This is a genomic window from Stenotrophomonas sp. Steno-C17, assembly GCF_056393165.1.
This window is the reverse complement of record NZ_JBWJPD010000009.1, coordinates 94,854-117,776: the sequence shown is the minus strand read 5'-3', so window position 1 is coordinate 117,776 and position 22,923 is coordinate 94,854. Positions and strand designations below refer to the sequence as shown.

Below are 22,923 nucleotides of genomic sequence, written 5' to 3'. Positions count from 1 at the left end.
GTTGCGGGGGACGCTGCAAGTCCCCCTCCGGGGCCCGGCCCAGCCGCTGGCGGCTGTGCGTTCGGGCGCTTGCGAAGCAGTGCTTCGCAAGCAAAGCGCCCTCACCCATGTAAGCTCGGTCGCCGCATCCATGCGGCTCACGCCCCCGCAACCGGACCCACCCCGCCTTCGACAGTCCCCCGCGGCTGTTGGTAGGTGTCGACCGTTGGTCGGCACATCTGTCGGATATCGAAGGAATTCATCCACGCATAGCGTGGATCTACTGGGATGCGCGGCTGTTGGTAGGTGTCGACCTTGGTCGACACGATTTTTCTGTCAGATATCGAACCAATTCATTCGTGTCGACCAAGGTCGACACCTACCAGAGCAGAACGCCGTTCCGACAGATAGCGGAAAACTGTCGAAGGCGGGGTGGTGTCGGATTGCGGGGTGTCAGCGGCATGGATGCCGCTGCCAAGCCTACAAGCACGTACTTGCGGCGTCCCCGCAATCCGACACCGCCCCGCCTACCCTCAGGAAACCCGCTTTTGACGTTGCTTCAGTCGAGCATGGCTCGACTCTACAGCAGGTGCAGGGCTGCAAGCCCTGCAGACCAACACCCCCCTCAGTGTGCAGCCGGGCGAGACGGTGGCAGCCAGGCCGCGACGATGCCCAGCAGCGGCAGGAACGCCGTCAACTGGTAGACGAACTCAATGCTGGTCTTGTCCGCCAGCAGCCCCAGCACCGCCGCGCCCAGCCCGCCCATGCCGAAGGCAAAGCCGAAGAACAATCCCGACACCATGCCGATCCGGTGCGGCATCATTTCCTGCGCGTAGACCACGATCGCCGAGAACGCCGACGACAACACGAAACCAATCAGCACCGCCAGCACCGTGGTCCACAGCAGATCGGCATGCGGCAGCGCCAGCGCGAACGGCGCCACGCCCAGGATCGACGCCCAGATGATCGGCTTGCGGCCGATGCGGTCACCCAGCGGCCCGCCCAGGAATCCACCGGCCGCCGATGCCACCAGGAAGGCAAACAGATGCAGCTGCGCCTGCGCCACCGGAATGCCGAAATGGTGGATCAGGTAGAAGGTGAAGTAGCTGCCGATGCTGGCCATGTAGAAGTACTTGCTGAAGATCAGCACCAGCAGGATCGCCATCACCCGCGCCACCGTGCGCGTGGGATGACGCGGGGCGACCGTGCCCTGCCCGGCCGGTCGCGGCGTGCCCAGGTGCAGCGCGTACCAGCGGCTGACATAGGTCAGCAACGCAATCCCGATCAGCGCGGCGCCGGCAAACCACGATGCCGCGTGCTGGCCATACGGCACGATCACCGCCGCCGCGATCAGCGGGCCCAGCGCGGTACCGAAATTGCCGCCGACCTGGAACACCGATTGCGCGAAGCCATGACGGCCGCCCGACGCCAGGCGCGCGATGCGTGAGGCTTCCGGGTGGAAGATGGCCGAGCCGACGCCCACCAGCGCCGCGGCCAGCAGCACCATCGCGTAGTTCGGTGCGAAGCCCAGCAGCAGCATGCCGCACAGGGTCGAGGCCATGCCGATCGGCAGCGAATACGGCGCCGGCTTGCGGTCGGTGGCCAGGCCGACCAGCGGCTGGAAGATCGACGCGGTCAGCTGGTAGGTGAGCGTGATCAGGCCGATCTGGGTGAAGCTGAGGTTGAAACCGCCCTTGATGACCGGGTAGATGGCCAGGATCAGCGACTGCATCATGTCGTTGACCACGTGGGAGGTGGAAATCGCCGCCAGCACGCCCGGGGACGTGCTGCGGGTGCTGGGGACAGGGGTAGCCAGGCTGGACATGGTGCGCAGTCAGGATGGGGGCGAGCCACGCATGCTACGGTGCCCCTCCCCTCCCTTCCGCCGCGTTCTGGTCATGCCATATCGCAAAAAGGACACGTCCTGCACGATCCGCGAGTCCGCGCCCTGGAACGAGGTGCCCGGCCATCGACCGGTGACCTGCCGGGTGAAGGATTATCCAGCGGGCACCCGGGTGTCACCGCACCGGCACCGCCGGCACCAGCTGGTCTATGCCATGTCCGGACTGATGGTGGTGCGCTCGGAAGTAGGCCGCTGGGTAGTGCCGTCCACCCGCGCGATCTGGATGCCGGCCGGCATGGCGCACGGGGTGGACTGCATTGCCGATGTGCACATGCGCAGCCTGTATATCGATCCTGCCTTCGCCCCGCAGCTGGCCACCGAACCCTTCGCGGTGCAGGTCGCGCCGCTGCTGCGCGAGCTGCTGCACGCGGCCAGCCAGATCGAAGGCGAGCACCACGACGACAGCCGCGATGGCCGCGTGGTGCGCCTGCTGCTGGACGAACTGCATCGCATGGATGTGCTGCCGCTGCACCTGCCAACGCCGGTCGACCCGCGCCTGCAGCGCATCTGCCAGCACATCCAGAAACACCCCGGCGACGAGGCCACGCTGCAGGACTGGGCGCAGGCGCTGGCGGTGGACGTGAAGACCATCCAGCGCCACTTCGCCAGCGAACTGGGCATGACCTTCGGCCAGTGGCGGCAGCAGGCCCGGCTGCTGGCGGCGATGGAGCGCCTGGCGGTGGGCGAAAAGGTGATCGATGTGGCGCTGGCGATGGGCTATGACAGCCCCAGCGCGTTCACCAGCATGTTCAAGCGGCAGCTGGGGCAGACACCGGCGGCGTTCTTCCGATGATCGCCTGCGGGTCCCGCAGGCAGCTCCACGCGCTAACGATCCACGGATACGGCCGGCACATGCTGATGACGAATCAACAGGAATTCCCATCTGTCGTTGAACATCAGGGGGTAATTCAGCGGTGGCAGATCATCAGGCACACGTGCCTGGGTGGGAGCTGCTTCGACGCGGCAGCCATCGGGGCGCTGGAAACCGACCAGCTCGGTGACCATCAGATGGCGACTGTCGTTTTCCGCAGTCGGGTGGTGGCGATAGTTTGGATTGGCCTTGATGCTTCGTCGCAACACCACCCGCCCAACGCTTGGCGCGTACCAACTGATGCTGCGTTCCATTCCGTCCACCGCACCACTACCGTCCAGGCGCATGCGTTTCATGTCATCCGAGCGGGGATTGGATTTGTGCCACCGCGCATCTCTCTCGATCCGGTAGGCATTTACGTCACCCAGCGCAGTCCGTACCGTCTCGACGGCCACGACTCGGCTGCTGCTCTCCTCCGCATAGTCATAGCGATAGCTGCCAAACGAACCGCGGATTTCGCCCGGCTCCTCGAACCTGTCCTGCCACTGCGCGCCGACGGATAACGGGAAGCGCAGCAGGATCTTTTCCCCTTTGCGCAGCGGATTCACGTCTGCATAGGTCTCTCGCCATTCGTGCCGAACGGCCTCTCCATCAATCGAAAGCGCCAGCTGCTGCGGTTCCACCGTCTGCAGCTGCAACGTCAGTTCTGGACGCGATGCGCCGACGGAGTAGGTCCAGCGTGTACCAGGCAAAGGCGTAGGGGCTTCCTGCGGATCGACGATCGGCTCATCGAAGCCGCAAGCCGGTGCTGCCGAGACATGGGGTACGGTCAACGCCGCCACCAGCATCGAAATGCCGATGGCGCCCCGACAGCGCAGTCTTTTCAGGATGGATGGATTCATGCTTCCATCTTAGGCGGCAGGAATCGCACAGACAAAACGCCGGGCGTGAGGCAGCAGGCCCGGCTGCTGGCGGCGATGAAGCGCCTGGCGGTGGGCGAAAAGGTGATCGATGTAGCGCTGGCGATGGGCTATGACAGCCCCAGTGCGTTCACCAGCATGTTCAAGCGCCAGCTGGGGCAGACACCGGCGGCGTTCTTCCGCTGATTCCTCGAACCACATCCACGCATGGCGTGGATCTACCAGAGAACAGCCCCCCTGGTAGCGCCGGGCCATGCCCGGCGGAATGCGTGCGATGTCCACAAACAGAAACGCCGGGCATGGCCCGGCGCTACCGTTCAACGCTTGCGTTGGTAACTCAGGACGTCATCCGGTCCCAGAAGCCCTTCACGCCGTCCATGAAGGTGGCCGACTTCGGCGAGTGCTTGCGCGCCTCTTCACCGTTGAAGGTCGCCTCGAACTGCTCCAGCAGCTTGCGCTGGTCGGCGGTCAGGTTCACCGGGGTTTCCACCACCACGCGGCAGTACAGGTCGCCTTCGCTGCGGCTGCGCACCGAACGCACGCCCTTGCCGCGCAGGCGGAACAGCTTGCCGGTCTGGGTCTCGGCCGGAATGCGGATCTCCGCTTCGCCGCCCAGGGTGGCCACGCGCACGGTATCGCCCAGCGCGGCCTGCGAAATACGGATCGGCACTTCGCAGTGCAGGTCGTCGCCGTCGCGCTGGAAGATCGCATGCTCGCGCACGCGCACTTCCACGTACAGATCGCCCGGCGGCGTACCGGCCGGACCGGCCTCGCCTTCGCCGGACAGACGGATGCGGTCGCCGGTGTCGACACCGGCCGGCACCTTCACCGACAGCACCTTGTCTTCTTCCACACGGCCGTTGCCGTGGCAGGTCTTGCACGGCTTGGCGATGATCTGGCCGCGGCCGTTGCAGTTGTGGCAGGCCTGCTGCATGGCGAAGATGCCGCGCTGGATGCGCACCTGGCCGCGGCCATGGCAGACATTGCAGGTTTCGACCTTGCCGTCTTCCGAGCCGCTGCCATCGCAGTCGCCACATTCGGCCAGGGTCGGAATCTCGATGCGGCGCTCGATGCCACGCACCGCTTCTTCCAGGTCCAGCTCCATCACGTAGCCGATGTCGGCACCGCGACGGGCCTGGCGCGGGCCACCGCCGCCGCCACCAAAGATATTGCCGAAGATATCGCCGAAGATATCGTTCATGTCCGGGCCGCCCGGACCACCGCCACCGCCCATGCCGTGCTCGAACGCGGCGTGGCCGTGGGCATCGTACATGCGGCGCTTGTTGCCGTCCGACAGCGTTTCGTAGGCTTCCTTGCACTCCTTGAAGGAGGCTTCGGCCGCCGCATCACCCGGGTTGCGGTCCGGATGGAATTTCATCGCGCAGCGACGGTAGGCCTTCTTCAGCTCTTCATCGGTGGCGGTGCGGGCAACGCCCAGCACTTCGTAGTAATCGCGCTTGCTCATAGGGTGAATCAGCTTCCGGAAAGTCGGGATTCGTCAAAGCGGAAGAGCGGAACCAGGTCCGCTCTTGCGTCGGGCGCCCCGACACGCCGGGCGGCGGTCAGGACCCTGATGCGACAACGGGACGCTGCCAGGCAGCGCCCCGTGTCGGTCCGGATCAGGACTTCTTGTCGTCCTTGACTTCGGTGAACTCAGCGTCCACCACGTCATCCTGCGCCTTGCCTGCATTGCCGGCGTCGGCACCCGGGGTACCGCCCTGGTCGGCCGAAGCGGCAGCGAACAGCGCCTGGCCGGCTTCTTCCAGCACCTTCGACTTGGCTTCGATCTGTGCCTTGTCGTCGCCCTTCATCGCGGTTTCCAGATCGGCCAGCGCCGCTTCCACCTTGCCGATGACATCGCCGCCGACCTTGCTGCCGTGCTCGGTGATGGCGCTGCGGGTGCCGTGGATCAGGGCATCGGCCTGGTTACGGGCCTGCACCAGTTCCTGGAACTTCTTGTCTTCTTCGCGGTTGGCTTCGGCGTCAGCCACCATGCGCGCGATTTCTTCCTCGGACAGACCCGAACCGGCCTTGATCTCGACCTTCTGTTCCTTGTTGGTCTTCTTGTCCTTGGCCGACACGTGCAGGATGCCGTTGGCGTCGATGTCGAAGGACACTTCCACCTGCGGCAGGCCGCGCGGGGCCGGCTCGATGCCGGACAGGTCGAACTTGGCCAGCGACTTGTTGAAGCGGGCCTGCTCGCGCTCACCCTGCAGCACGTGCACGGTCACGGCCGACTGGTTGTCCTCGGCGGTGGAGAACACCTGCGAGGCCTTGGTCGGAATGGTGGTGTTCTTTTCGATGATCTTGGTGAACACGCCGCCCATGGTTTCGATACCCAGCGACAGCGGGGTCACGTCCAGCAGCAGCACGTCCTTCACGTCGCCGCCCAGCACGCCGCCCTGGATCGCCGCACCCAGTGCCACGGCTTCGTCCGGGTTGACGTCCTTGCGCGGTTCCTTGCCGAAGAACTCGGTCACCGCCTGCTGCACCTTCGGCATGCGGGTCTGGCCACCGACCAGGATCACTTCGCTGATGTCGCTCGAACGCAGGCCGGCGTCGTTCAGGGCCACGCGGCACGGCTCGATCGACTTCTTGATCAGGTCTTCCACCAGCGCTTCCAGCTTGGCGCGGGTCAGCTTGATGTTCAGGTGCTTCGGACCCGACGCGTCAGCGGTGACGTACGGCAGGTTCACTTCGGTCTGCTGGGCGCTGGACAGCTCGATCTTGGCGCGCTCGGCAGCGTCCTTCAGGCGCTGCAGGGCCAGCGGATCCTTGCGCAGGTCGATGCCCTGGTCCTTGTTGAACTCTTCAACCAGGTACTCGATGACGCGGTTGTCGAAGTCTTCGCCGCCCAGGAAGGTGTCGCCGTTGGTGGCCAGCACTTCGAACTGCTTTTCACCATCGACGTTGGCGATTTCGATCACCGAGACGTCGAAGGTGCCGCCGCCCAGATCGTAGACCACGATCTTGCGATCCTTGTTGTCACCCTTGTCCAGGCCATAGGCCAGCGCGGCCGCAGTCGGCTCGTTGATGATGCGCTTGACGTCCAGACCGGCGATGCGGCCGGCGTCCTTGGTCGCCTGGCGCTGGCTGTCGTTGAAGTAGGCCGGCACGGTGATGACCGCTTCGGTGACCTTCTCACCGAGGAAGTCCTCGGCGGTCTTCTTCATCTTTTCCAGCACCTTGGCCGAGATTTCCTGCGGGGCCATCTTCTTGCCGTCGCTGGTGGCCACCCAGGCATCGCCATTGTCATGGGCCAGGATGCTGTACGGGACGTGGGCGATGTCCTTCTGCACTTCGGCGTCGGTGAACTTGCGGCCGATCAGGCGCTTCACCGCGTAGAAGGTGTTCTTGGGGTTGGTCACGGCCTGGCGCTTGGCCGAGGCACCGACCAGCACTTCGCCGTCCTTGGTGTAGGCGACGATCGACGGGGTGGTGCGATCGCCTTCCGAATTCTCGATGACGCGGGCCTTGCCGCCGTCCATGATCGCCACGCACGAGTTGGTGGTGCCGAGGTCGATACCAATGATCTTGCCCATGGGGGAGACTCCTGAAGAATGCTTGTTGGGTTCAGTCCGGCCGTTGTGCCGGTGGATGAATGGGATGTGGGGGAGGCTCGTGGAACATTCAAGCCATCCCCCGAACGCTGTGTTCAACCGTTCAAGGTTCGCCGGGCATGGCCCGGCGCTACCGGTCCCCGGCGGCCGTGCGCCCGGGACGCCGGGTCAGTCGGCGGCCACCACCACCAGCGCCGGCCGCAGCAGACGCTCGTTCAGCAGGTAGCCCTTCTGGAACACGGTGACCACGCTGCCGGGGGCGGCGCCGGGGGTCGGCACCTGGCTGATGGCCTGGTGGTGTTCCGGGTTGAACGGTTGGCCGGTCGGGTCCAGCAGGACCAGGCCATTGTCGGCGGCGACCTTCAGCAGCTGCTTGTAGGTCAGTTCCAGGCCTTCGCGCAGCGGATGGGCGTCATCGCCAGCGGCCTTCAGGCCGGCATCCAGGCTGTCGAACACCGGCAGCAGCTCGCCCAGCAGCTTTTCGTTGGCGAACTTGCGGGCCTGCTCGATGTCGCGGGCCACGCGCTTGCGCTGGTTGTCCAGATCGGCGCGTTCACGCAGGGCGTCGGCCTTGATCTGCTCGATCTCGGCGCGCAGGCGCTCGGTTTCGTCACTCACGCCGGCCGCAGCCGCTGCATCGGCCGCGCTCTGCTGGGATTCGATATCGGGGTTTTCGTGGTTCATGTCTGGGTCCCTGGCGGTCACAGCCCGCCTCCACCCACCCTAGTGTGGGCGGGATGCTGCGTTTCAAGCGTCGGATGTGCCCGGGGTGCGCCCGGAGGGCGAAAACGCCGCCCCCAGCACGTCGGCGGTGGCCTGCACCAGCGGAATCATGCGGTCGTAGGCCATGCGCTTGGGCCCGATCACCCCCAGCACGCCCAGCACCTGGCCGTTGGCGGTATAGGGCGCGGTGACCAGCGAGACGCCCTGCAGGGGCATCATGCCGGTCTCTTCGCCAATGAAGATGCGCACGCCCGGGGCCTGGATGGTCCGCTCCAGCAGCTGCAGGATCTCGCGCTTGCTGGAAAACAGCTCGAACAGTTCGCGCAGGCGCTCCAGGTCGGACAGGTCCTGCACGCCCATCAGCCGGGTCTGCCCGGCCACCAGCATGTCGTCGGCCGGCGGCTGCAGGGCCTGCTCGGCCAGCTCGATGCTGTGCGCCAGCAGCTGCTCCAGCTCGGAACGGGCATCGCGCAGCTCCAGCAGCAGGCGGGTGCGGATCTCGGCCAGCGGCAGACCGGCAAAATGCGCGTTCAGGTAATTGGCGACCTGTTCCAGCTGGCCCGGGGCGAACTCCTGGCGGGTCTCGATCACCCGGTTCTGCACCTCGTTGTCGGCAAACACCAGGATGGCCAGCACCCGCCGCCCGTCCAGGGCCACGAAATCGATCTGCCGGAAGGCGAACTGCTCGCGCCGCGGCGCGCTGACCACGCCGACGAAATGGCTCATGGCCGACAGCAGCTCCGAGGCGCTGCCCAGCAGGGCCTGGGTGCTACCGCCGCCGGCCAGTTCCAGCCGCAGGCGGGCCAGCTCGCCTTCGCCGGGGGGCTGCATCTGCAGCAGGCTGTCGACGAACACCCGGTAGCCGTGCGCCGTCGGAATGCGCCCGGCCGAGGTATGCGGCGAGGCCAGCAGGCCCAGGTCTTCCAGGTCGCCCAGGATGTTGCGGATGGTGGCCGGACTGACCTCCAGGCCGGCCACGCGCGCCAGCGTCTGCGAGCCTACCGGCTCGCCGTCCTGGATGTAACGCGCAATGAGCGTGCGCAGCAGATGGCGCGCGCGCGGGGCTAGCTGGTCGGCGGAACCGTGCATGGAATCAACCTGTGAGACACGGACACTAGATAATGGCGGCGCAGCACCTTGGCAAGTCATTGGACCACCCGGCCGCACATGCTAGCGTTGCGCGGCTGCAGACACCCCATTACCCATGCTCAGACATCTTTCGATCAAGGATTTCGCCGTCGTCCGCGCCACCGAACTGGAGTTCGGGCCCGGCATGACCGTCGTTTCAGGCGAGACCGGCGCCGGCAAGTCGCTGATGGTCGACGCCCTGGGCTTCCTGTCCGGGCTGCGCGCCGACAGCGGCGTGGTCCGCCATGGCGCCGCCCGCGCCGAGCTGTCGGCCGAATTCGCCCTGGACCAGCTGCAGGCCGCCCGGCAGTGGCTGGCCAACAATGAACTGGACGATGACGAGCAATGCCAGCTGCGTCGGGTCATCCGCGCCGACGGCGGCTCGCGGGCCTGGATCAACGGCCGTCCGGTCACCCTGGCGCAGCTGGGCGACCTGGCCGCGCACCTGGTGGAAATCCATGGCCAGCACGAGCAGCAGGCACTGCTGGCGCGCCCGTCGCAGCTGGCCCTGCTGGACGCATTCGCCAACAACGAGGACGCGCGCCGCCAGGTCCGCCGTACCGCCGCCGCCTGGCAGGCGCTGGTCGACGAATCGCTGGCGCTGTCGCAGCAGGGCGACGTGAGCGACCGCATCGGCTTCCTGGAACACCAGCTGCGCGAACTGGACCGCGAAGACCTGGAACCGGACTCGATTGCCGCCCTGGGCGCCAACCACCGTCGCCAGGCCCATGCCAGCGCCCTGCTGACCGCCTGCCAGGCCGCCAGCAACCAGCTCAACGGCGACGACGGCAGCTCCGCGCTGGACCTGCTGCAGCAGGTGCGCCACGACCTGTCGCGCCTGATCGAACACGACGCGCGCCTGGGCGAGGTGGATGGCCTGATCGAGAACGCCTCGATCCAGCTGCACGAAGCCCTGTCGCTGCTGGACCGGGTGCACGACGATCTGGATGCCGATCCGGAACAGTTCGAAGAAAACGAGCGCCGCCTGGGCCGCCTGCACGACCTGGCGCGCAAGCACCGGGTGCCGATGGACGAGCTGGGCGCGCAGCGCGAGCGCATGCACGCCGAAGTAGAGCAGCTGCGTGGCGCCGACGAGCGCCTGCAGCGCCTGGCCGGCGAGATCGACAAGGCCGTGGCCGCCTGGCGGGTACAGGCCGAGGTGCTGACCGCCAGCCGGCGCAAGGCCGCCGCGGAGCTGTCGGCCACCACCACCGGCATCATTGCCGAGCTGGGCATGGGCGGCGGCCAGTTCCTGATCGACCTGGAACCGCAGGACGCGGGCAAGCCCGACCCGCAGGGCGCCGAACGCGTCGAGTTCCTGGTCGCGGCCAACGCCGGCCAGCCGCCGCGCGCCCTGCGCAAGGTAGCCTCCGGCGGTGAACTGTCGCGCATTTCGCTGGCCATCGAAGTGGCCGCGCTGGACCTGGATGCGGTACCGACCATGGTGTTCGACGAAGTGGATTCGGGCATTGGCGGCGCCGTGGCCGATATCGTCGGCCAGAAGCTGCGCGCACTGGGCGAGAAGCGCCAGGTGCTGTGCGTCACCCACCTGCCGCAGGTCGCTTCCAAGGGCCACGCCCACTATCGGGTCAGCAAGGCGCCGGTGGAAGGCATGACCCAGAGCGCGGTGGAGAAGCTGGACAACAAGGCCCGCGAAGAGGAGCTGGCACGGATGCTGGGCGGCGTGGAAGTGAGCAAGGAAGCGCGCGCGGCGGCGCGCAAGCTGTTGGTCGCGTCGAGCTTGCTCGACTGAGCACGTGCATCCACGCATGGCGTGGATCTACGGGGTGCCAGGTCTGTAGAGTCGAGCCATGCTCGACTGCTCTTGGCCTGATGCCAGAACCAGTCGAGCATGGCTCGACTCTACAACGGGCTTCAGGCCAAGGGTTTGGCCAGGTCCACGTGTTCCACCAGGAAATCCAACAGCGCGCGCACCCGTAGCGGCAGGTAACCGCCCTGCCCCACGAACACGGCGTGCACTTCTTCCAGATCACCGGGGTTGGCGTCTTCCAGCACCGGCAGCAGGCGTCCAGCGGCCAGGTCATCGCGGACCTGGAAGGCCGCCAGCCGGGCCATGCCCAGCCCGCCCAGCACCAGCTGGCGCAGCGCATCGCCATTGCTGGCGCGCAGATTGCCCTGGGTCGGCACGCGCACCTGCTCGCCGTTGTGCAGCAACGGCCAGCCCTGCAGCGTCCGCGCATGGCCGATATCCAGCCGGTTGTGTGACAGCAACGCATCGGCGTCGGCCGGCAGGCCGTGGCGGGCCGCATAGGACGGCGCGGCCACGATCATCATCCGCGTAGCACCCAATTGCCGCGCCACCAGACTGGAGCTCTTCAGTGGGCCGGCGCGCACGGCCACGTCCGTGCGCTGTTCCAGCAGATCGATCACCTCATCGTTCAGGCTCAGGTCCACGCCCACCTGCGGGTGCGCCTGCAGGAAGGCCGGCAGCAACGGCAGCAGGAAGTGGCGACCGAACGGCACGTTGGAATTGAGCCGCAGACGCCCGCGCGGCTCCGCATGCGCGCTGGCGCAGCGCTCGGCCTCTTCCAGATCGGCCAGCACGCGCAGGCCGCGCTCGTAGAAGCTGCAGCCTTCCGGGGTCAACTGCAGTTGCCGGGTGGACCGCTGCAGCAGGCGCGTGCCCAGCCGCTGCTCCAGCCGCGCCACCAGCTTGCTCACTGCCGACGGCGTCATGTCCAGGCTGCGCGCGGCCGCGGAAAAGCCCCCGGTCTCGATCACCCGCACGAAGACCTCCAGCTCACCGGATCGGTTGATGTCAGGGCGGGCCATGGTGAATCCTGTTCACAGATGATTGTCCGGGCGCAGTCTAGTTCACAGATCGCGTAGCGGCCACGCTGGCCCACCTGCAGGGACGGGGGTCAGAGCCCTTTCCCGGCGGAAAGGGATCTGACCCCGGGGTCGGATCCCCTTGCGCCAGAAAGGGGCTCTGACCCCAGCAACGAAAAACCCCGGGCCAGGCCCGGGGTCTTCGCACATCACAGCAGGCGGGAAACCGTTACTTGCGCTTCTTGCGCACGTACAGCACCAGCGAATGCTCTTCCAGCTCGTAGCCGTGCTCGGCCGCGATCTTGCGCTGCAGCTCTTCGATTTCGTGGCTTTCGAACTCGATGATCTTGCCGCTGTCCACATCGACCATGTGGTCGTGGTGGCCGCCGCGGTCCAGCTCGTAGACGGCCTGGCCGCCTTCGAAGTTGTGCTTCAGCACCAGGCCAGCGGCCTCGAACTGGGTCAGCACCCGGTACACCGTGGCCAAGCCGATCTCATCGCCGTGCTCCAGCAGCTGGCGGTAGATGTCTTCGGCGGTCATGTGGTGCTGGGCATTGCGCTGCTCGAGCAGCGCCAGGATCCGCATCCGCGGATGGGTCACCTTCAGGCCGACTTTGCGCAGGTCGTGGGTTTCCATAGGTCTCCGTTCATTGGCGATTTAGCGCCAGCTGCCTCGGATTGGGTCGCGGTGGCACGCCAGGAGTGTATCATCGGTTCGATTTCCCCAAACGCCCTTTCCGATGCGCAATCTCCTGCTGGTCGCCACCATCGCTCTGTCCACCACCGGGTGCGGCATCATCTACAAGCAACCGATCTACCAGGGCAACCTGATCCGCGAGGACGCCGTGGCCAAGCTGCAGGTCGGCCAGAGCAAGCAGCAGGTGAATGCGCTGCTGGGCACGCCCTCGGTGCCGGACCCGTTCCATGCCCAGCGCTGGGACTACACCTCCACCGAACGCGTGAACCGCCTCGGCCGTACCGAAGTGAAGAACTTCACCGTGTACTTCGAGAACGACGTGGTGACCCGTTGGGAAGGCGACTACTTCCCGGCCAACGACAAGGCCCTGGCCCAGCAAACCGTGCGCCAGTTCGGCCGCAACCTGCCGAAGGACAAAAAGAAGGGCCGCTGAGCCCCGCTTCGCCGCGCCGCCGATGGGGGGCGCGGTTCAGTCGCCGCGGGCGCGCTTGCGGCGGTTGTCCTTGGGGTCGGCCAACAGGGGGCGCAGCAGCTCTACCCGGTCGCCGTCATGCAGCACCTGCTGCGGGCGGGCCAGCACCCCATGCACGGCCAGCGCCGGGCAGTCGGCACTGCCTTCCAGCGCGGCGGCAGCGACCGCATCGGCCACGGTGGCGCCCTCTTCCAGTTGCAGGCGGCGCGACAGCACGCGCTGCGGCCAGGCCAGCACCACCTCGACCTCGATCATCGCTCAGCCCTCGTCGGCCACGCGCACGAAGTCGTTGACCATGCGATCGGCCAGGCCCTGGAAGCCGATCGCCAGCGCCGGCCCGAGCAGGCGTGAGCGGGGTTCGAATTCCAGGGTCAGGGTCACCTTGCAGGCATCCTCGGCCAGGGCATGGAACTCCCAGCGGCCGTGCAGCTGCTTGAACGGGCCGTCGCGCAGCTGCATATCAATGCTGTGCGGGCGCTGCAGGGTGTTTTCGGTTTGGAACCAGGTGCTGAACGAGCCCAGGCCCAGATCCAGGCGGGCCACCAGCCGGTCCTCGCCCTGCTCCAGGATGCGGGCATCGGAGCACCAGCGGAAGCGGCGCGGATAGGCCTGCACATCGTTGACGAGATCGAACATGCGCGCGGAGGAATGTTCGACCAGGGCGCTGCGGCGGATAGTAGGCATAAAGACGGAACGTTTCGGCAATCGACCGGGCGGGCCCGAATCGGAGACAATACGGAAATGAGCAAGAACAGCGGCAAGGATAAAGCAAAGAGCGCGACGGCCAACAAGACCATCGCGTTGAACAAGCGTGCCCGCCACGAGTACCACATCGAAGAGCGCTTCGAGGCGGGCCTGGCCCTGCAGGGCTGGGAGGTGAAGTCGATCCGCGCCGGCCGCGGCAACATCATCGACGCCTACGCCTATGTGAAGCAGGGCGAGATCTTCCTGATCGGCGCGCAGATCACCCCGTTGATCCAGGCCTCGACCCACGTGGTGGCCAACGACCGCCGCGAGCGCAAGCTGCTGCTGCACCGGAGCGAGATCGACAAGCTGGTCGGCAAGGTCGAGCGCGATGGCTACACGATCGTGCCCACCGCCATGTACTGGAGCAAGAACAAGATCAAGCTGGAAGTGGCGCTGGCCAAGGGCAAGCAGACCCACGACAAGCGCGACGCCGCCAAGGACCGCGACTGGGCCATCGAAAAGCAGCGCGTCATGCGCCGCGGCAACCGCGACGCGTAACGCCCGGCCCCACCTGTAGAGCCGAGCCATGCTCGGCTGCTGTTGCCCTGCTTCGTAGAGTCGAGCTTGCTCGACTGCCTTGCTCGGTAGAGTCGAGCTTGCTCGACTGCGACGGATCCCTCAGTCGAGCTTGCTCGACTGTGGCGGACCCATCAGTCGAGCTTGCTCGACTGTGGCGGACCCATCAGTCGAGCTTGCTCGACTCTACCAACGGCCAGAAGTGCTTGCTCGACTGCGCCGGATCCATCAGTCGAGCAAGCTCGACTCTACCAACGACCAGAAGCCGTCGACCAAACCCGCCCCCCGGTCAACCGGCCAGCATGCCCCGCCCGCCCATGCGCGGCGCCAGCGCCGCATGCATCACCGCCAGGTGCATCACCACCGCCAGTTCCGGCGCATGCCGGTCATCGCCGGCGCGCCACTGCTGCGCCAGGCGCGCCGCGTCGGCCGGCAGCAGCGACATCAGCTGCGCATCGTCCAGCGCGTCGGCCGCACCCTGCAATTGCCGCGCAGTCTGCCGCGACTGCCACACATGCACGCCAATACTCAGACTGGCCAGCGACATCAGGGTCAGCGCCAACCCGTGTTCGAACCATTGCGCCAGCACGTCCGGCCCCCACAACAGGGCCGCCAGCACCGCCAGCGCCGGCAGCCGCCAGCCCAGCCAGTGCATGCGCCCGCGCTGCGGCCAATGCACCACCACCGCACTGGCCACCAGCGCCGCCGCAGCCGTGGCCGGCAACTCACTCAGCCAGGTGGCCGCCAGCAGCATCGCCATGACCGCCCACACCCAGACCGGCGGCACCGCCCGGCGCTGGTAGTCGGCGCCCACCGGTCCGACCAGTTGTCGCAGGCTGCGCTGTTGCGTGGCTTCGGTCACCCATTGTCTCCGTGTCGATCCTGGCTCGGATGGTCGCTGCCAGTGTGTCGCAATTTCGTGCCCGGGAAGTTAGCAATCCGCTATGACAAAGGCTCTACAACCTGTTGCGGATTGAAAAAACGGCAAAGGTGACGGTTCAGCATTTTTGCCGTAGCATTACAGGCGTTGGGCAGGCCAGCGCCGTGGCAGCACGGAACCGGTCTTGTACCTTGCAGCACTGTAGAAACCGGGGGTGCATTGGTTTCGACGGGGGTTGTGAAGTCGCCTGGCGCATGCCGAGGGGGTAGCTTTCCTCGTAAATCCAGCTGCAAAACTCTAGTTGCCAACGACGACAACTACGCTCTGGCCGCTTAAGGCCTAAGCCTCGAAACCGCTTGTGTCCATGCTCGCGGTGTAGAGTCACTATCATGGAATCGCGCTGGGCGGCTGCCTGTCAGTCCGGCACTAGAACACAACAGGCTGGTCCCCGGGTGCGCTTTGCACACCGTGCTGCTCGGGGGCGAGATCCAACGGTGAGCTAAGCATGTAGTGCTGGGGATGGAGTGCCTTCGGACGGCGGTTCAATTCCGCCCACCTCCACCATTTGTATGGCCTGTCGAGGCCACAAGAAGCCGGTTCTCCTTCCAAGGGGTTCCGGCTTTTTTGTTGCCCGTGCACAGCTGCGGTGACAGCCCACCCGCGCCTGCCGCACACTGCAGATTCAAAGGCCACTCGCCCCGCCCCACCACCCAGAAGGATCTGCAATGAACACCCGACTGCCCACCCTGCTGCTCGCCCTGGCCGCCAGCGCCGCCGCCTCTGCCGCGCCTGCCGCCAAGCCGACCGCGGCCCTTGAAGCCCTGCTGGCCTGCCGGGCCGGTTCCGATTTCACCCAGGCCCAGGCGGAAGATGCGCTGCGCGCCGCAGGCCTGACCCATGTGCCGGGCGGGGTGTTCGAGGCCAAGGGGGGCAAGGTCGCCCTGTTCGGCGGCCGCGTGGACAGCGCCGACATATCCATCGGGCCGAGCGGCAGCAAAAGCCTGCACGTTTATCTGAACGACGTGTCGGCGCCGCAGGTCGGTCGCAGCCTGTCGGTCACCACGGTGAACGAGGCCTCCGACCGCGAAGCGCCTTCCTTCATCCGCAAGCTTGATGCCCGGCACACCTTGCACGTGGGCGCCGCAGACGATTACGAAGGCTACTCGGCCTCGGTCAGCTGCCTGATCCTGCCGTAACCCCGCACGGCGCTGGTGCCTACAGCCAGCGCCGCACCTGGCTGCGGAATGCCTCGTAGCGGGCACCAAAGCGCGCGGCCAGTACCCGTTCTTCCGGCACGATCTGCAGCCGCGTGATCCAGGCCACGAACACGGGCACCACCAGCAGCGGCAGTGCATTGCGCAACAGCAGCAGGGCGCCCAGCAGCACCATCGCCTGGCCCAGATACATGGGGTTGCGGCTGTAGCGGTAGAGGCCGCCGGTCACCAGCACGGTGGTGGACGCCGGCCGCAGGGGATTGACCGTGGTGCGCACGCGGCCGAACGTCCACTTCGGCAGCAGGTTCAGCAGGAGGCCCAGCCCCAGCACGGAAACCGCCAGCCAGGCCGGCGCCGGCAGCGCCCATCCCGGCAGCAGACCGTCCAGCGCCCATCCGGCCAGGCCGCACATCAGCATGACCAGCGGCGGCGGAACACGGGTTTCCAGCAGGTGCATCGGTGTCCCTGAGCGTCTGCGTCCAGCCCGCAGCCTCACACACGCCGCCACTTTCTTCCGCGTTGACGCCGCTCCGGCTAGAGTGGCGCCACTGCGCAGGAGGACCGCATGGCACTACCCGGCTTCACCGTCGTTCGCCACATGGCGCTGACCATCACCGCCCTGCTGCTGCTGAGCGGCTGCGCCACGCTGCGCCAGTTCGGTCCGTCGGTGCAGGTGGGCACGGTCACCCCGGGCCAGTACATCGCGCTCAAGCGCGGTGACATCCTGACCAGCGGCAAGCTGAGTGCGGCCACCTGGGAAACGTTGCGCGTGGCCGGGCTCGATGAAACCGCGTGCGCCAAGCCGGGGCCGGCCTGCATCGAGGCGATGGAAGCCAGCATCGTGGTGCGCGAGGAGGACAAGCGTTCCAGCCTGGCCGAACTGTGGCTGCAGTATGCGATGACCCTGCCTGCGCCCAAGCGCGAATCACCGGCCGCAGCACGTGCGGCGGCGCCGACGCAGCCGCTGCCGCCGCTGGATGCGGGCTTCCAGCCGCGCCTGGACGCGTGGATGCAGGTCGCCCGCCAGGCCTACGCGTATCTGTTCTTCACCGAACGCACCGCCAACCAGCGCGGCTTTGAAGATCGCCAGACGCAGGTGCGCGACTACTACAACCTGGCCGTGCAGGAAGCCTCGGTGATGCTGTTCGAGGTGTATTCGCGCGGCGACGCCGGCAGCGACCGTTCGCGCTTGCAGGTGGGGCCGTGGACCTTCGTGCTGGCCCCCGATGCTGATGGCGCCACCCAGGACGGACGGCAACTGGTCGAACTGGTGCCGGCCGCGTCGATGTCCTTCACCGGCACCCTGCGCAGCGTGCACCGCCGCGATGGCTTCGGCGCCGAGCTGGTGGCGGTGATGGCAGACCCCAGCGAACAACCCGCCGCGGCAGCACCGGCGCCGGGCAGCCCGCAGGCGGCAGCGGCGGCCAGCGTGCGCGATTGGAGCGAGATGCCCTCGCCATCGATGACGGTGCTGCTGCGGTTTGCCGGCGCCAACCTGTGGGAGGTGCTGCACGACAACGCGCCCACGCTGGAAATCCACGACCCCTACCAGGTGTCCGAAGTACAGCTGCATGGCGAGCAGGTGCCGCTGGCGGCCAACTTCACCGCCGGTTATGCGCTGTGGCTGGCGCGCTCCAATTTCAGCCGGCAGTCGTTGCGCTCGCTGTTCGGTGGCAAGGGCGGCATCGAGCGCCCGCATCTGTTCATGATGCAGCCCTTCGATCCGGACCGGCGCGTGCTGCTGATGATCCATGGCCTGGCCAGCAGCCCGGAAGCGTGGGTGAACGTGGCCAATGAACTGATGCGCGACGAGGAGATCCGCCGCGACTTCCAGATCTGGCAGTTCTACTACCCCACCAACATGCCCATCGCGCTCAGCCACGATGCGATCCGGCACACGCTGGACGATGTGCTGGCGCACTTCGATCCGACCGGCAAGGACGTGGCCTCGCACGACATGGTGGTGGTCGCGCACAGCATGGGCGGGGTGATCTCGCGGCTGTTGGTTTCTTCGTCCGGCGACCATCTGGTGCAGACCCTGCTGGACACCGCGCAGATGTCGCCGGTGCAGCGCGAACTGCTGCGCACGCGCGGCGCACCGCTGCTGAACTTCCAGCCGGAACCGGAGATCTCGCGGGTGGTGTTCATCGCCACCCCGCACCGCGGCACCGATGTGGCCGGCACCCGCCTGGGCCGATGGATCGGCAAGTTCGTGCGGCTGCCACTGACCGTGCTGGAAGACGTGGCCAGCCTGGCCAACGATGGCCAGATCGAACGCAACGACGACAAGCACGGTTACCGCATGAACAGCATCCAGAACCTGGACAAGGACGATGCCTTCATCAAGGCGGTGGCCGACCTGCCGATGGCGCCGAAGGTGCGCTACCACTCCATCATTGCCCGCTCCAGCGCGCAGGGCCCGCTGCAGGACAGCAGCGATGGCCTGGTGCCGTACTGGAGTTCGCACCTGCCACATGCGCAGTCTGAAAAGGTGATCGTGTCCGGCCACAGCGTGCAGGAAGCGACACCGGCCATCGTGGAGCTGCGGCGCATCCTGCATGAAGACATGCAGGCGCACGACGCGCCGGCGAAGTAGCGGCGCACACTGCTGCCGCGTCGCCGGGGCACTTCCGGCAGCCTGTCGTGCGTGCTACACCAGCACTGCGCATGTGCGCGATCGCAGGAAGCAAGGATGAAGCTGATGAAACTGCAATTGGCCACGATGGCCACCCTGGTGGTAGCGGCGGCAACCCTGGTTCCGCTGGCCGAAGTACACGCCAGCGCACCGGGAACGACGGTGTCGTGCGTCCCGGTGAACATTGACCGCAACCGCGTCCACCAGCACTGCACCGAAACCTACATCGACGAGCAGGGCAACGTGCACGAAGCCGAGTACTGGATCGATGAGTACGGCAATCCGTACCTGCGCAACTGAGCCAGGCCTGCGCTGACCCATTGCACCACTGCGCCGGGCGGGCCTTCGCGGCCTGCCCGGCCTCTGCCAGCCGCCCATCGCGGCATACCGCAGCCCTGCCCTTCCATGGCATGCTCTGGAATCGTTTTCATGGAATGGAGGGATTCCACGATGTTGCAGCATGTCCGCCGCACCGCGCTCTGCGCGCTGTTGGCCCTGGCCCTGCCGGCCGCCGCCTGGGCTGCCAGCCCGGCACCGCTGAAAGTCATGTCTTTCAACGTGCGCACACCGGCCGATACCGAGCCGGGCAAGCGCTGGCCGGACCGCCGCGATGCGATGGTCAAGGTCATCCTGGAGGCCCATCCGGCGGTGATCGGCACCCAGGAACTGGTGCCGGAGCAGGCCCATTATCTGGCCGAACACCTGCCGGGCTACCGCTGGTTCGGCAAGGGCCGCCGCGGTGGCGAGGACGACGAACACATGGGCGTGTTCTACGACAGCAAGGTGCTGGCGATCGAGCAGTCCGGCGACTTCTGGCTGTCCGATACCCCGGATGTGCCGGGCAGCATCACCTGGGGCAACCTGTACCCGCGCATGGTGACCTGGGCACTGTTCCGCCGCCTGGACGACGGCCGCCGCTTCTACTTCATGGACACCCACCTGCCCTATCGCGACGAGGATGAGCCGCGCCGGCAGAAGGGCGCCGAGCTGATCGCGCAACGCGTGGGCAACCTGCCGGCCAATCTGCCGGTGGTGCTGACCGGCGACTTCAACAGCGAACCGGGCAGCGGCACCTACCAGGCCTTCACCCGCGTGCTGCAGGACACCCGCACCCAGGTGGCCGCACCGAAGGGGCCGCGCAAGACCTTCCATGATTTCACCGGCACGGCCACCACGCAGCTGGACTGGGTGCTGGTGCGCGGCTTCCATGCACGCAGCTTCACCACCGACGACCGCCGTATTGGCGGCGTGCTGCCGTCGGACCACTTCCCGCTGGTGGTGGAACTGGACTGGCCCAAGCCCTGACCGGCGTGCCCCCTGCTTACGGCGGGGGGCGCTTGTCGAGCAGGCGGAACAACGCCTGGTGCTGGTCGCGTGCCTGGAAAATGCGCGCGGCCACCGCCAGGAACAGCGCCACGCAGATCAGGCCGATGCCGATCATCGAATCGGGCAGCCGCATGAAGCCCAGCGCGCCGGTGAGGGCCGCCAGCACCATCAACACCACCACCGCCACTGACAGGCCTGCGCCGGGCAGGCCGGGATCACCGAACAACATCCGCTGGGTGGATCGCTTGTCGTCACGCATCGCCTGTCCTTGCTGGGGTGTTCCCCTCTAGGTACACCGCGCGGGAGGATTCCGGCAGAGTCAGAAACGACAGCACGCTGCGCTGCACCGCAGCAGCACCGCAGCAACGGCAGGCATCACGCCGCCAGCCACGCTGGAAACGACGTGATGCCCGCGCCTGCTGTCAGCGGCTGGCCACCGCCGGCTGCGGCGCCTGGCCCCAGCCGCCCAGTGCCTTGTAGACACCGACCACGCTGACATTCACTTCCGCTTCGGCCGCCGCCAGCGCATCGTCGGCAACCAGTTGCGTGCGCTGTGCATCCAGCAGGGTCAGGAAGTCTTCCGAGCCTTCGCGATAGCGGATCTGCGCCAGCGCTTCTGCACGCCGTGCCGCCTGCGCCTGCTCGACCACGATCGCCAGCCGTGCCTGTTGCTTGGCATAGCGGGTGAGCGCGTTTTCGGTGTCTTCCAGTGCCAGCAGCACGGCCTGCTCGTACTGCGCGGCCACGCCTTCGGCTTCGGCCTTGCTGGCCTGCAGGCGTGCCTTCACCGTGCCGAAATCGAACGCGGCCCAACTGATCGACGGGGTGAGCGACCAGGCCTTGTTGTTGCCGTTCACCAGCCCGCTGGCGTCGCCGCCGAGGAAGCCGACGAAGCCGGACAGCGACAGACGCGGGAACAGGTCGGCGGTCGCCACACCTACCCGCGCGGTGGCGGCGGCCAGGCGGCGTTCGGCCATGCGCACGTCGGCACGCTGGCGCAGCAGCTCGCGGGTGTCACCCAGCGGCAGTGCCTTGGCAAACGCCGGCACCTCATGCGGGGCCAGCATCGCGGTCAGCACTTCCGGGCGCTGGCCCAGCAGCACCGCCAGGCGGTTGCGCGACTGTGCCTCGGCCACTTCCAGCAGCGGAATGTCGGCCTCGATCGCCTTCAGGCGTGCGCGGCTGCTCTGCACGTCCAGCTCGCTGCCGGCGCCCAGTTCCCAGCGGGCTTCGGTCAGCTTCTGCGTATCGCGCAGGTTTTCCAGCGTGTGCTGGGCCACCGCGATGCGCTTCTGGGTGCCACGCAGTTCGAAGTAGTTGCGCGCGACTTCGGCGGCTACCAGCACCTGCGCGTCGGCCAGGTTGGCCTGCTCGGCGCCCAGGTCGGCACGCGCGGCTTCGGCGGCGCGGCGCTTGCGGCCGAACAGATCCAGCTCCCAGCCGGCATCGAAGCCGAGCTGGTAGCTTTCGCTGAACACCCGCTCGCCGCCCTGCGTTGCATCGGGCTGCTTGCGGCGGTCGTAGCTGCCACCGGCGGTGACATGCGGCGCCTGGTCGAAGCGGCTTTCCACGAACACCGCGCGGGCCTGGCTGACGCGGGCCACGGCCACGCGCAGGTCCAGGTTGTCCGACAGCGCACCGTGCACCAGTTCTTCCAGCACCGGATCGTCGAACTGGGCCCACCAGCTGGCCACCGGCGAAGCGGTGCTGAACACCGCCTGCTGTGCGCCCTGCAGGGCGACCGGCTCCTGCACCGGTGCCTTGTAGTTGGGGCCAACCGTCACGCAGCCGGCCAGCACCAGGCTGGACACGGCCACGGCCAGGGTACGGATCACCACGGCAGCACCTCGCCCAGGTAGGTGAAGCTGCCGCTGGCGCCGGATTCACCGATCAGCGCCATTTCCACGCTGGAACGGGCGCCTTCGCTGATTTCGATCTCACCGTTGCCACCGTTCATGTCGGTCTTCACGTAACCGGGGTGCACGGTGTTGACCTTGATCGGGGTGTTGCGCAGTTCGTAGGCCAGGCTGAGCGTCCAGCTGTTCACTGCAGCCTTGGAGGCGTTGTAGGCGGGAATCTTGAAATCGTAGATGCCCGATGCCGGGTCGGCATGCAGGGTCTGCGAGCCGAGCATGCTGGACACGTTGACGATGCGGCCGGACTTGGCCTGCTTCACCAGCGGCAGGAAGGCCTGGGTGACGGCCACCAGGGCGTACACGTTGGTGTCGAAGGTGCGGTGCCAGGTCTCCAGCGACTGCTCCGAAGGGGCCTGCGCCGGGTTCTCGATCATGATGCCGGCGTTGTTCACCAGGATGTCCAGGCGGCCGTGGCGCTGGCGCACCTGTTCGGCGGCCTCGGCAATGCTGGCTGCATCGGTCACGTCCAGCTGGATGGCTTCCACCGGCAGGCCCTCGGCCTGCAGCTGCAGTGCCTGCTCCACGGCCGTTTCGCGCTTGCGACCGGCCAGCAGCGTGTGCACGCCGGCCTGGGCCAGCTGGCGCACGGTTTCCAGGCCGATGCCGCGGGTGGCGCCGGTAACCAGGGCAATCTTGTTCTGATGGGTGTTCATGGGGTCATGCCTCGATAGGGGAAAGCGGGCGCCGGCACCGGGCCGGCGCAACC

23 protein-coding genes, 1 other RNA gene and 1 pseudogene are annotated in these 22,923 nt (G+C 66.8%); 10 read left to right on the top strand and 15 right to left on the bottom strand.

Features of this window, described 5'->3' with window-relative positions:
• Positions 1 to 604: 604 nt before the first annotated feature.
• Positions 605 to 1,804: an MFS transporter gene (locus AC06FA_RS10225; protein WP_478068189.1), complete on the bottom strand. Its 1,200-nt coding sequence runs from the start codon at positions 1,802 to 1,804 to the stop codon at positions 605 to 607.
• 73 nt (positions 1,805 to 1,877) lie between these two features.
• Between AC06FA_RS10225 and AC06FA_RS10220 the strand changes: the two genes are divergently transcribed.
• Complete coding sequence (locus AC06FA_RS10220) at positions 1,878 to 2,675, top strand: AraC family transcriptional regulator (RefSeq protein ID WP_478068188.1); 798 nt, start codon at positions 1,878 to 1,880, stop codon at positions 2,673 to 2,675.
• 32 nt (positions 2,676 to 2,707) lie between these two features.
• Here AC06FA_RS10220 and AC06FA_RS10215 read toward each other — a convergent pair whose 3' ends face one another.
• Positions 2,708 to 3,595: a hypothetical protein gene (locus tag AC06FA_RS10215; RefSeq protein WP_478068187.1), complete on the bottom strand. Its 888-nt coding sequence runs from the start codon at positions 3,593 to 3,595 to the stop codon at positions 2,708 to 2,710.
• A 48-nt stretch (positions 3,596 to 3,643) separates the two neighbouring features.
• Here AC06FA_RS10215 and AC06FA_RS10210 point away from each other — a divergent pair.
• Positions 3,644 to 3,799: pseudogene (locus AC06FA_RS10210) on the top strand (helix-turn-helix domain-containing protein); the annotation flags it as partial.
• Positions 3,800 to 3,950: 151 nt separating this feature from the next.
• Here the strand turns inward: AC06FA_RS10210 and dnaJ are convergent.
• From dnaJ to hrcA, 4 genes are all read right to left on the bottom strand, one after another.
• The gene (gene dnaJ / locus AC06FA_RS10205) at positions 3,951 to 5,078 is read right to left on the bottom strand and encodes a molecular chaperone DnaJ (protein WP_478068186.1); all 1,128 of its coding nucleotides are present in this window, start codon (positions 5,076 to 5,078) and stop codon (positions 3,951 to 3,953) included.
• A gap of 154 nt (positions 5,079 to 5,232) precedes the next feature.
• The gene (gene dnaK / locus AC06FA_RS10200; protein WP_478068185.1) at positions 5,233 to 7,155 is read right to left on the bottom strand and encodes a molecular chaperone DnaK; all 1,923 of its coding nucleotides are present in this window, start codon (positions 7,153 to 7,155) and stop codon (positions 5,233 to 5,235) included.
• Positions 7,156 to 7,341: 186 nt separating this feature from the next.
• The gene (gene grpE, locus AC06FA_RS10195; protein WP_108749334.1) at positions 7,342 to 7,857 is read right to left on the bottom strand and encodes a nucleotide exchange factor GrpE; all 516 of its coding nucleotides are present in this window, start codon (positions 7,855 to 7,857) and stop codon (positions 7,342 to 7,344) included.
• Between the two features lie 63 nt (positions 7,858 to 7,920).
• Positions 7,921 to 8,985 (bottom strand): heat-inducible transcriptional repressor HrcA, encoded by a 1,065-nt coding sequence (gene hrcA, locus AC06FA_RS10190; protein WP_478068184.1) that lies wholly within the window; start codon positions 8,983 to 8,985, stop codon positions 7,921 to 7,923.
• Positions 8,986 to 9,100: 115 nt separating this feature from the next.
• Between hrcA and recN the strand changes: the two genes are divergently transcribed.
• Positions 9,101 to 10,777 (top strand): DNA repair protein RecN, encoded by a 1,677-nt coding sequence (recN, locus tag AC06FA_RS10185; RefSeq protein WP_478068183.1) that lies wholly within the window; start codon positions 9,101 to 9,103, stop codon positions 10,775 to 10,777.
• A gap of 122 nt (positions 10,778 to 10,899) precedes the next feature.
• Here the strand turns inward: recN and AC06FA_RS10180 are convergent, their stop codons facing one another.
• Positions 10,900 to 11,817: a LysR family transcriptional regulator gene (locus AC06FA_RS10180; RefSeq protein WP_478068182.1), complete on the bottom strand. Its 918-nt coding sequence runs from the start codon at positions 11,815 to 11,817 to the stop codon at positions 10,900 to 10,902.
• A gap of 226 nt (positions 11,818 to 12,043) precedes the next feature.
• Positions 12,044 to 12,451 carry a ferric iron uptake transcriptional regulator gene (fur, locus tag AC06FA_RS10175; RefSeq protein WP_108749330.1) on the bottom strand — a complete coding sequence of 136 codons (408 nt, stop codon included), beginning with the start codon at positions 12,449 to 12,451 and terminating at the stop codon, positions 12,044 to 12,046.
• Between the two features lie 103 nt (positions 12,452 to 12,554).
• Between fur and AC06FA_RS10170 the strand changes: the two genes are divergently transcribed.
• Positions 12,555 to 12,944 (top strand): outer membrane protein assembly factor BamE, encoded by a 390-nt coding sequence (locus AC06FA_RS10170; RefSeq protein ID WP_478068181.1) that lies wholly within the window; start codon positions 12,555 to 12,557, stop codon positions 12,942 to 12,944.
• A gap of 36 nt (positions 12,945 to 12,980) precedes the next feature.
• Here the strand turns inward: AC06FA_RS10170 and AC06FA_RS10165 are convergent, their stop codons facing one another.
• Both AC06FA_RS10165 and AC06FA_RS10160 read right to left on the bottom strand, forming a co-directional pair.
• A complete protein-coding gene (locus AC06FA_RS10165; RefSeq protein ID WP_478068180.1) occupies positions 12,981 to 13,238 on the bottom strand; it encodes an RnfH family protein in 258 nt (85 codons plus the stop codon).
• A gap of 3 nt (positions 13,239 to 13,241) precedes the next feature.
• Positions 13,242 to 13,667, bottom strand: a complete 426-nt coding sequence (locus AC06FA_RS10160; protein WP_478068179.1) for a type II toxin-antitoxin system RatA family toxin — start codon at positions 13,665 to 13,667, stop codon at positions 13,242 to 13,244.
• 57 nt (positions 13,668 to 13,724) lie between these two features.
• On the opposite strand from AC06FA_RS10160, the gene smpB reads away from it, so the two are divergent.
• Positions 13,725 to 14,228, top strand: coding sequence for an SsrA-binding protein SmpB (smpB, locus tag AC06FA_RS10155; RefSeq protein WP_312708738.1), 504 nt, complete (start codon positions 13,725 to 13,727; stop codon positions 14,226 to 14,228).
• Positions 14,229 to 14,535: 307 nt separating this feature from the next.
• On the opposite strand, the gene AC06FA_RS10150 is transcribed toward smpB, so the two are convergent.
• Positions 14,536 to 15,108 (bottom strand): hypothetical protein, encoded by a 573-nt coding sequence (locus tag AC06FA_RS10150; protein WP_478068178.1) that lies wholly within the window; start codon positions 15,106 to 15,108, stop codon positions 14,536 to 14,538.
• A 228-nt stretch (positions 15,109 to 15,336) separates the two neighbouring features.
• Here AC06FA_RS10150 and ssrA point away from each other — a divergent pair.
• Together ssrA and AC06FA_RS10140 are read left to right on the top strand one after the other, a co-directional pair.
• Positions 15,337 to 15,690: a transfer-messenger RNA gene (ssrA, locus tag AC06FA_RS10145) on the top strand.
• A 161-nt stretch (positions 15,691 to 15,851) separates the two neighbouring features.
• The gene (locus tag AC06FA_RS10140; RefSeq protein ID WP_478068177.1) at positions 15,852 to 16,322 is read left to right on the top strand and encodes a hypothetical protein; all 471 of its coding nucleotides are present in this window, start codon (positions 15,852 to 15,854) and stop codon (positions 16,320 to 16,322) included.
• Positions 16,323 to 16,341: 19 nt separating this feature from the next.
• Here the strand turns inward: AC06FA_RS10140 and AC06FA_RS10135 are convergent, their stop codons facing one another.
• A complete protein-coding gene (locus AC06FA_RS10135; protein ID WP_478068175.1) occupies positions 16,342 to 16,797 on the bottom strand; it encodes a methyltransferase family protein in 456 nt (151 codons plus the stop codon).
• 108 nt (positions 16,798 to 16,905) lie between these two features.
• Here AC06FA_RS10135 and AC06FA_RS10130 point away from each other — a divergent pair, with 108 nt between their 5' ends.
• From AC06FA_RS10130 to AC06FA_RS10120, 3 genes are all read left to right on the top strand, one after another.
• Entirely contained in the window at positions 16,906 to 18,936 is a 2,031-nt protein-coding gene (locus AC06FA_RS10130; RefSeq protein WP_478068174.1) for an esterase/lipase family protein, read from the top strand.
• 105 nt (positions 18,937 to 19,041) lie between these two features.
• Entirely contained in the window at positions 19,042 to 19,275 is a 234-nt protein-coding gene (locus AC06FA_RS10125; RefSeq protein ID WP_478068173.1) for a hypothetical protein, read from the top strand.
• Positions 19,276 to 19,425: 150 nt separating this feature from the next.
• Entirely contained in the window at positions 19,426 to 20,280 is an 855-nt protein-coding gene (locus AC06FA_RS10120) for an endonuclease/exonuclease/phosphatase family protein (protein ID WP_478068172.1), read from the top strand.
• Positions 20,281 to 20,296: 16 nt separating this feature from the next.
• Here the strand turns inward: AC06FA_RS10120 and AC06FA_RS10115 are convergent, their stop codons facing one another.
• The 3 genes from AC06FA_RS10115 to AC06FA_RS10105 form a co-directional block, all read right to left on the bottom strand.
• The gene (locus AC06FA_RS10115) at positions 20,297 to 20,560 is read right to left on the bottom strand and encodes a hypothetical protein (RefSeq protein WP_478068171.1); all 264 of its coding nucleotides are present in this window, start codon (positions 20,558 to 20,560) and stop codon (positions 20,297 to 20,299) included.
• A 163-nt stretch (positions 20,561 to 20,723) separates the two neighbouring features.
• Entirely contained in the window at positions 20,724 to 22,139 is a 1,416-nt protein-coding gene (locus AC06FA_RS10110) for an efflux transporter outer membrane subunit (protein ID WP_478068170.1), read from the bottom strand.
• Positions 22,133 to 22,870: an SDR family oxidoreductase gene (locus AC06FA_RS10105; protein ID WP_478068169.1), complete on the bottom strand. Its 738-nt coding sequence runs from the start codon at positions 22,868 to 22,870 to the stop codon at positions 22,133 to 22,135. Before AC06FA_RS10105 ends, AC06FA_RS10110 begins: the two co-directional genes overlap by 7 nt.
• Positions 22,871 to 22,923 lie beyond the last annotated feature (53 nt).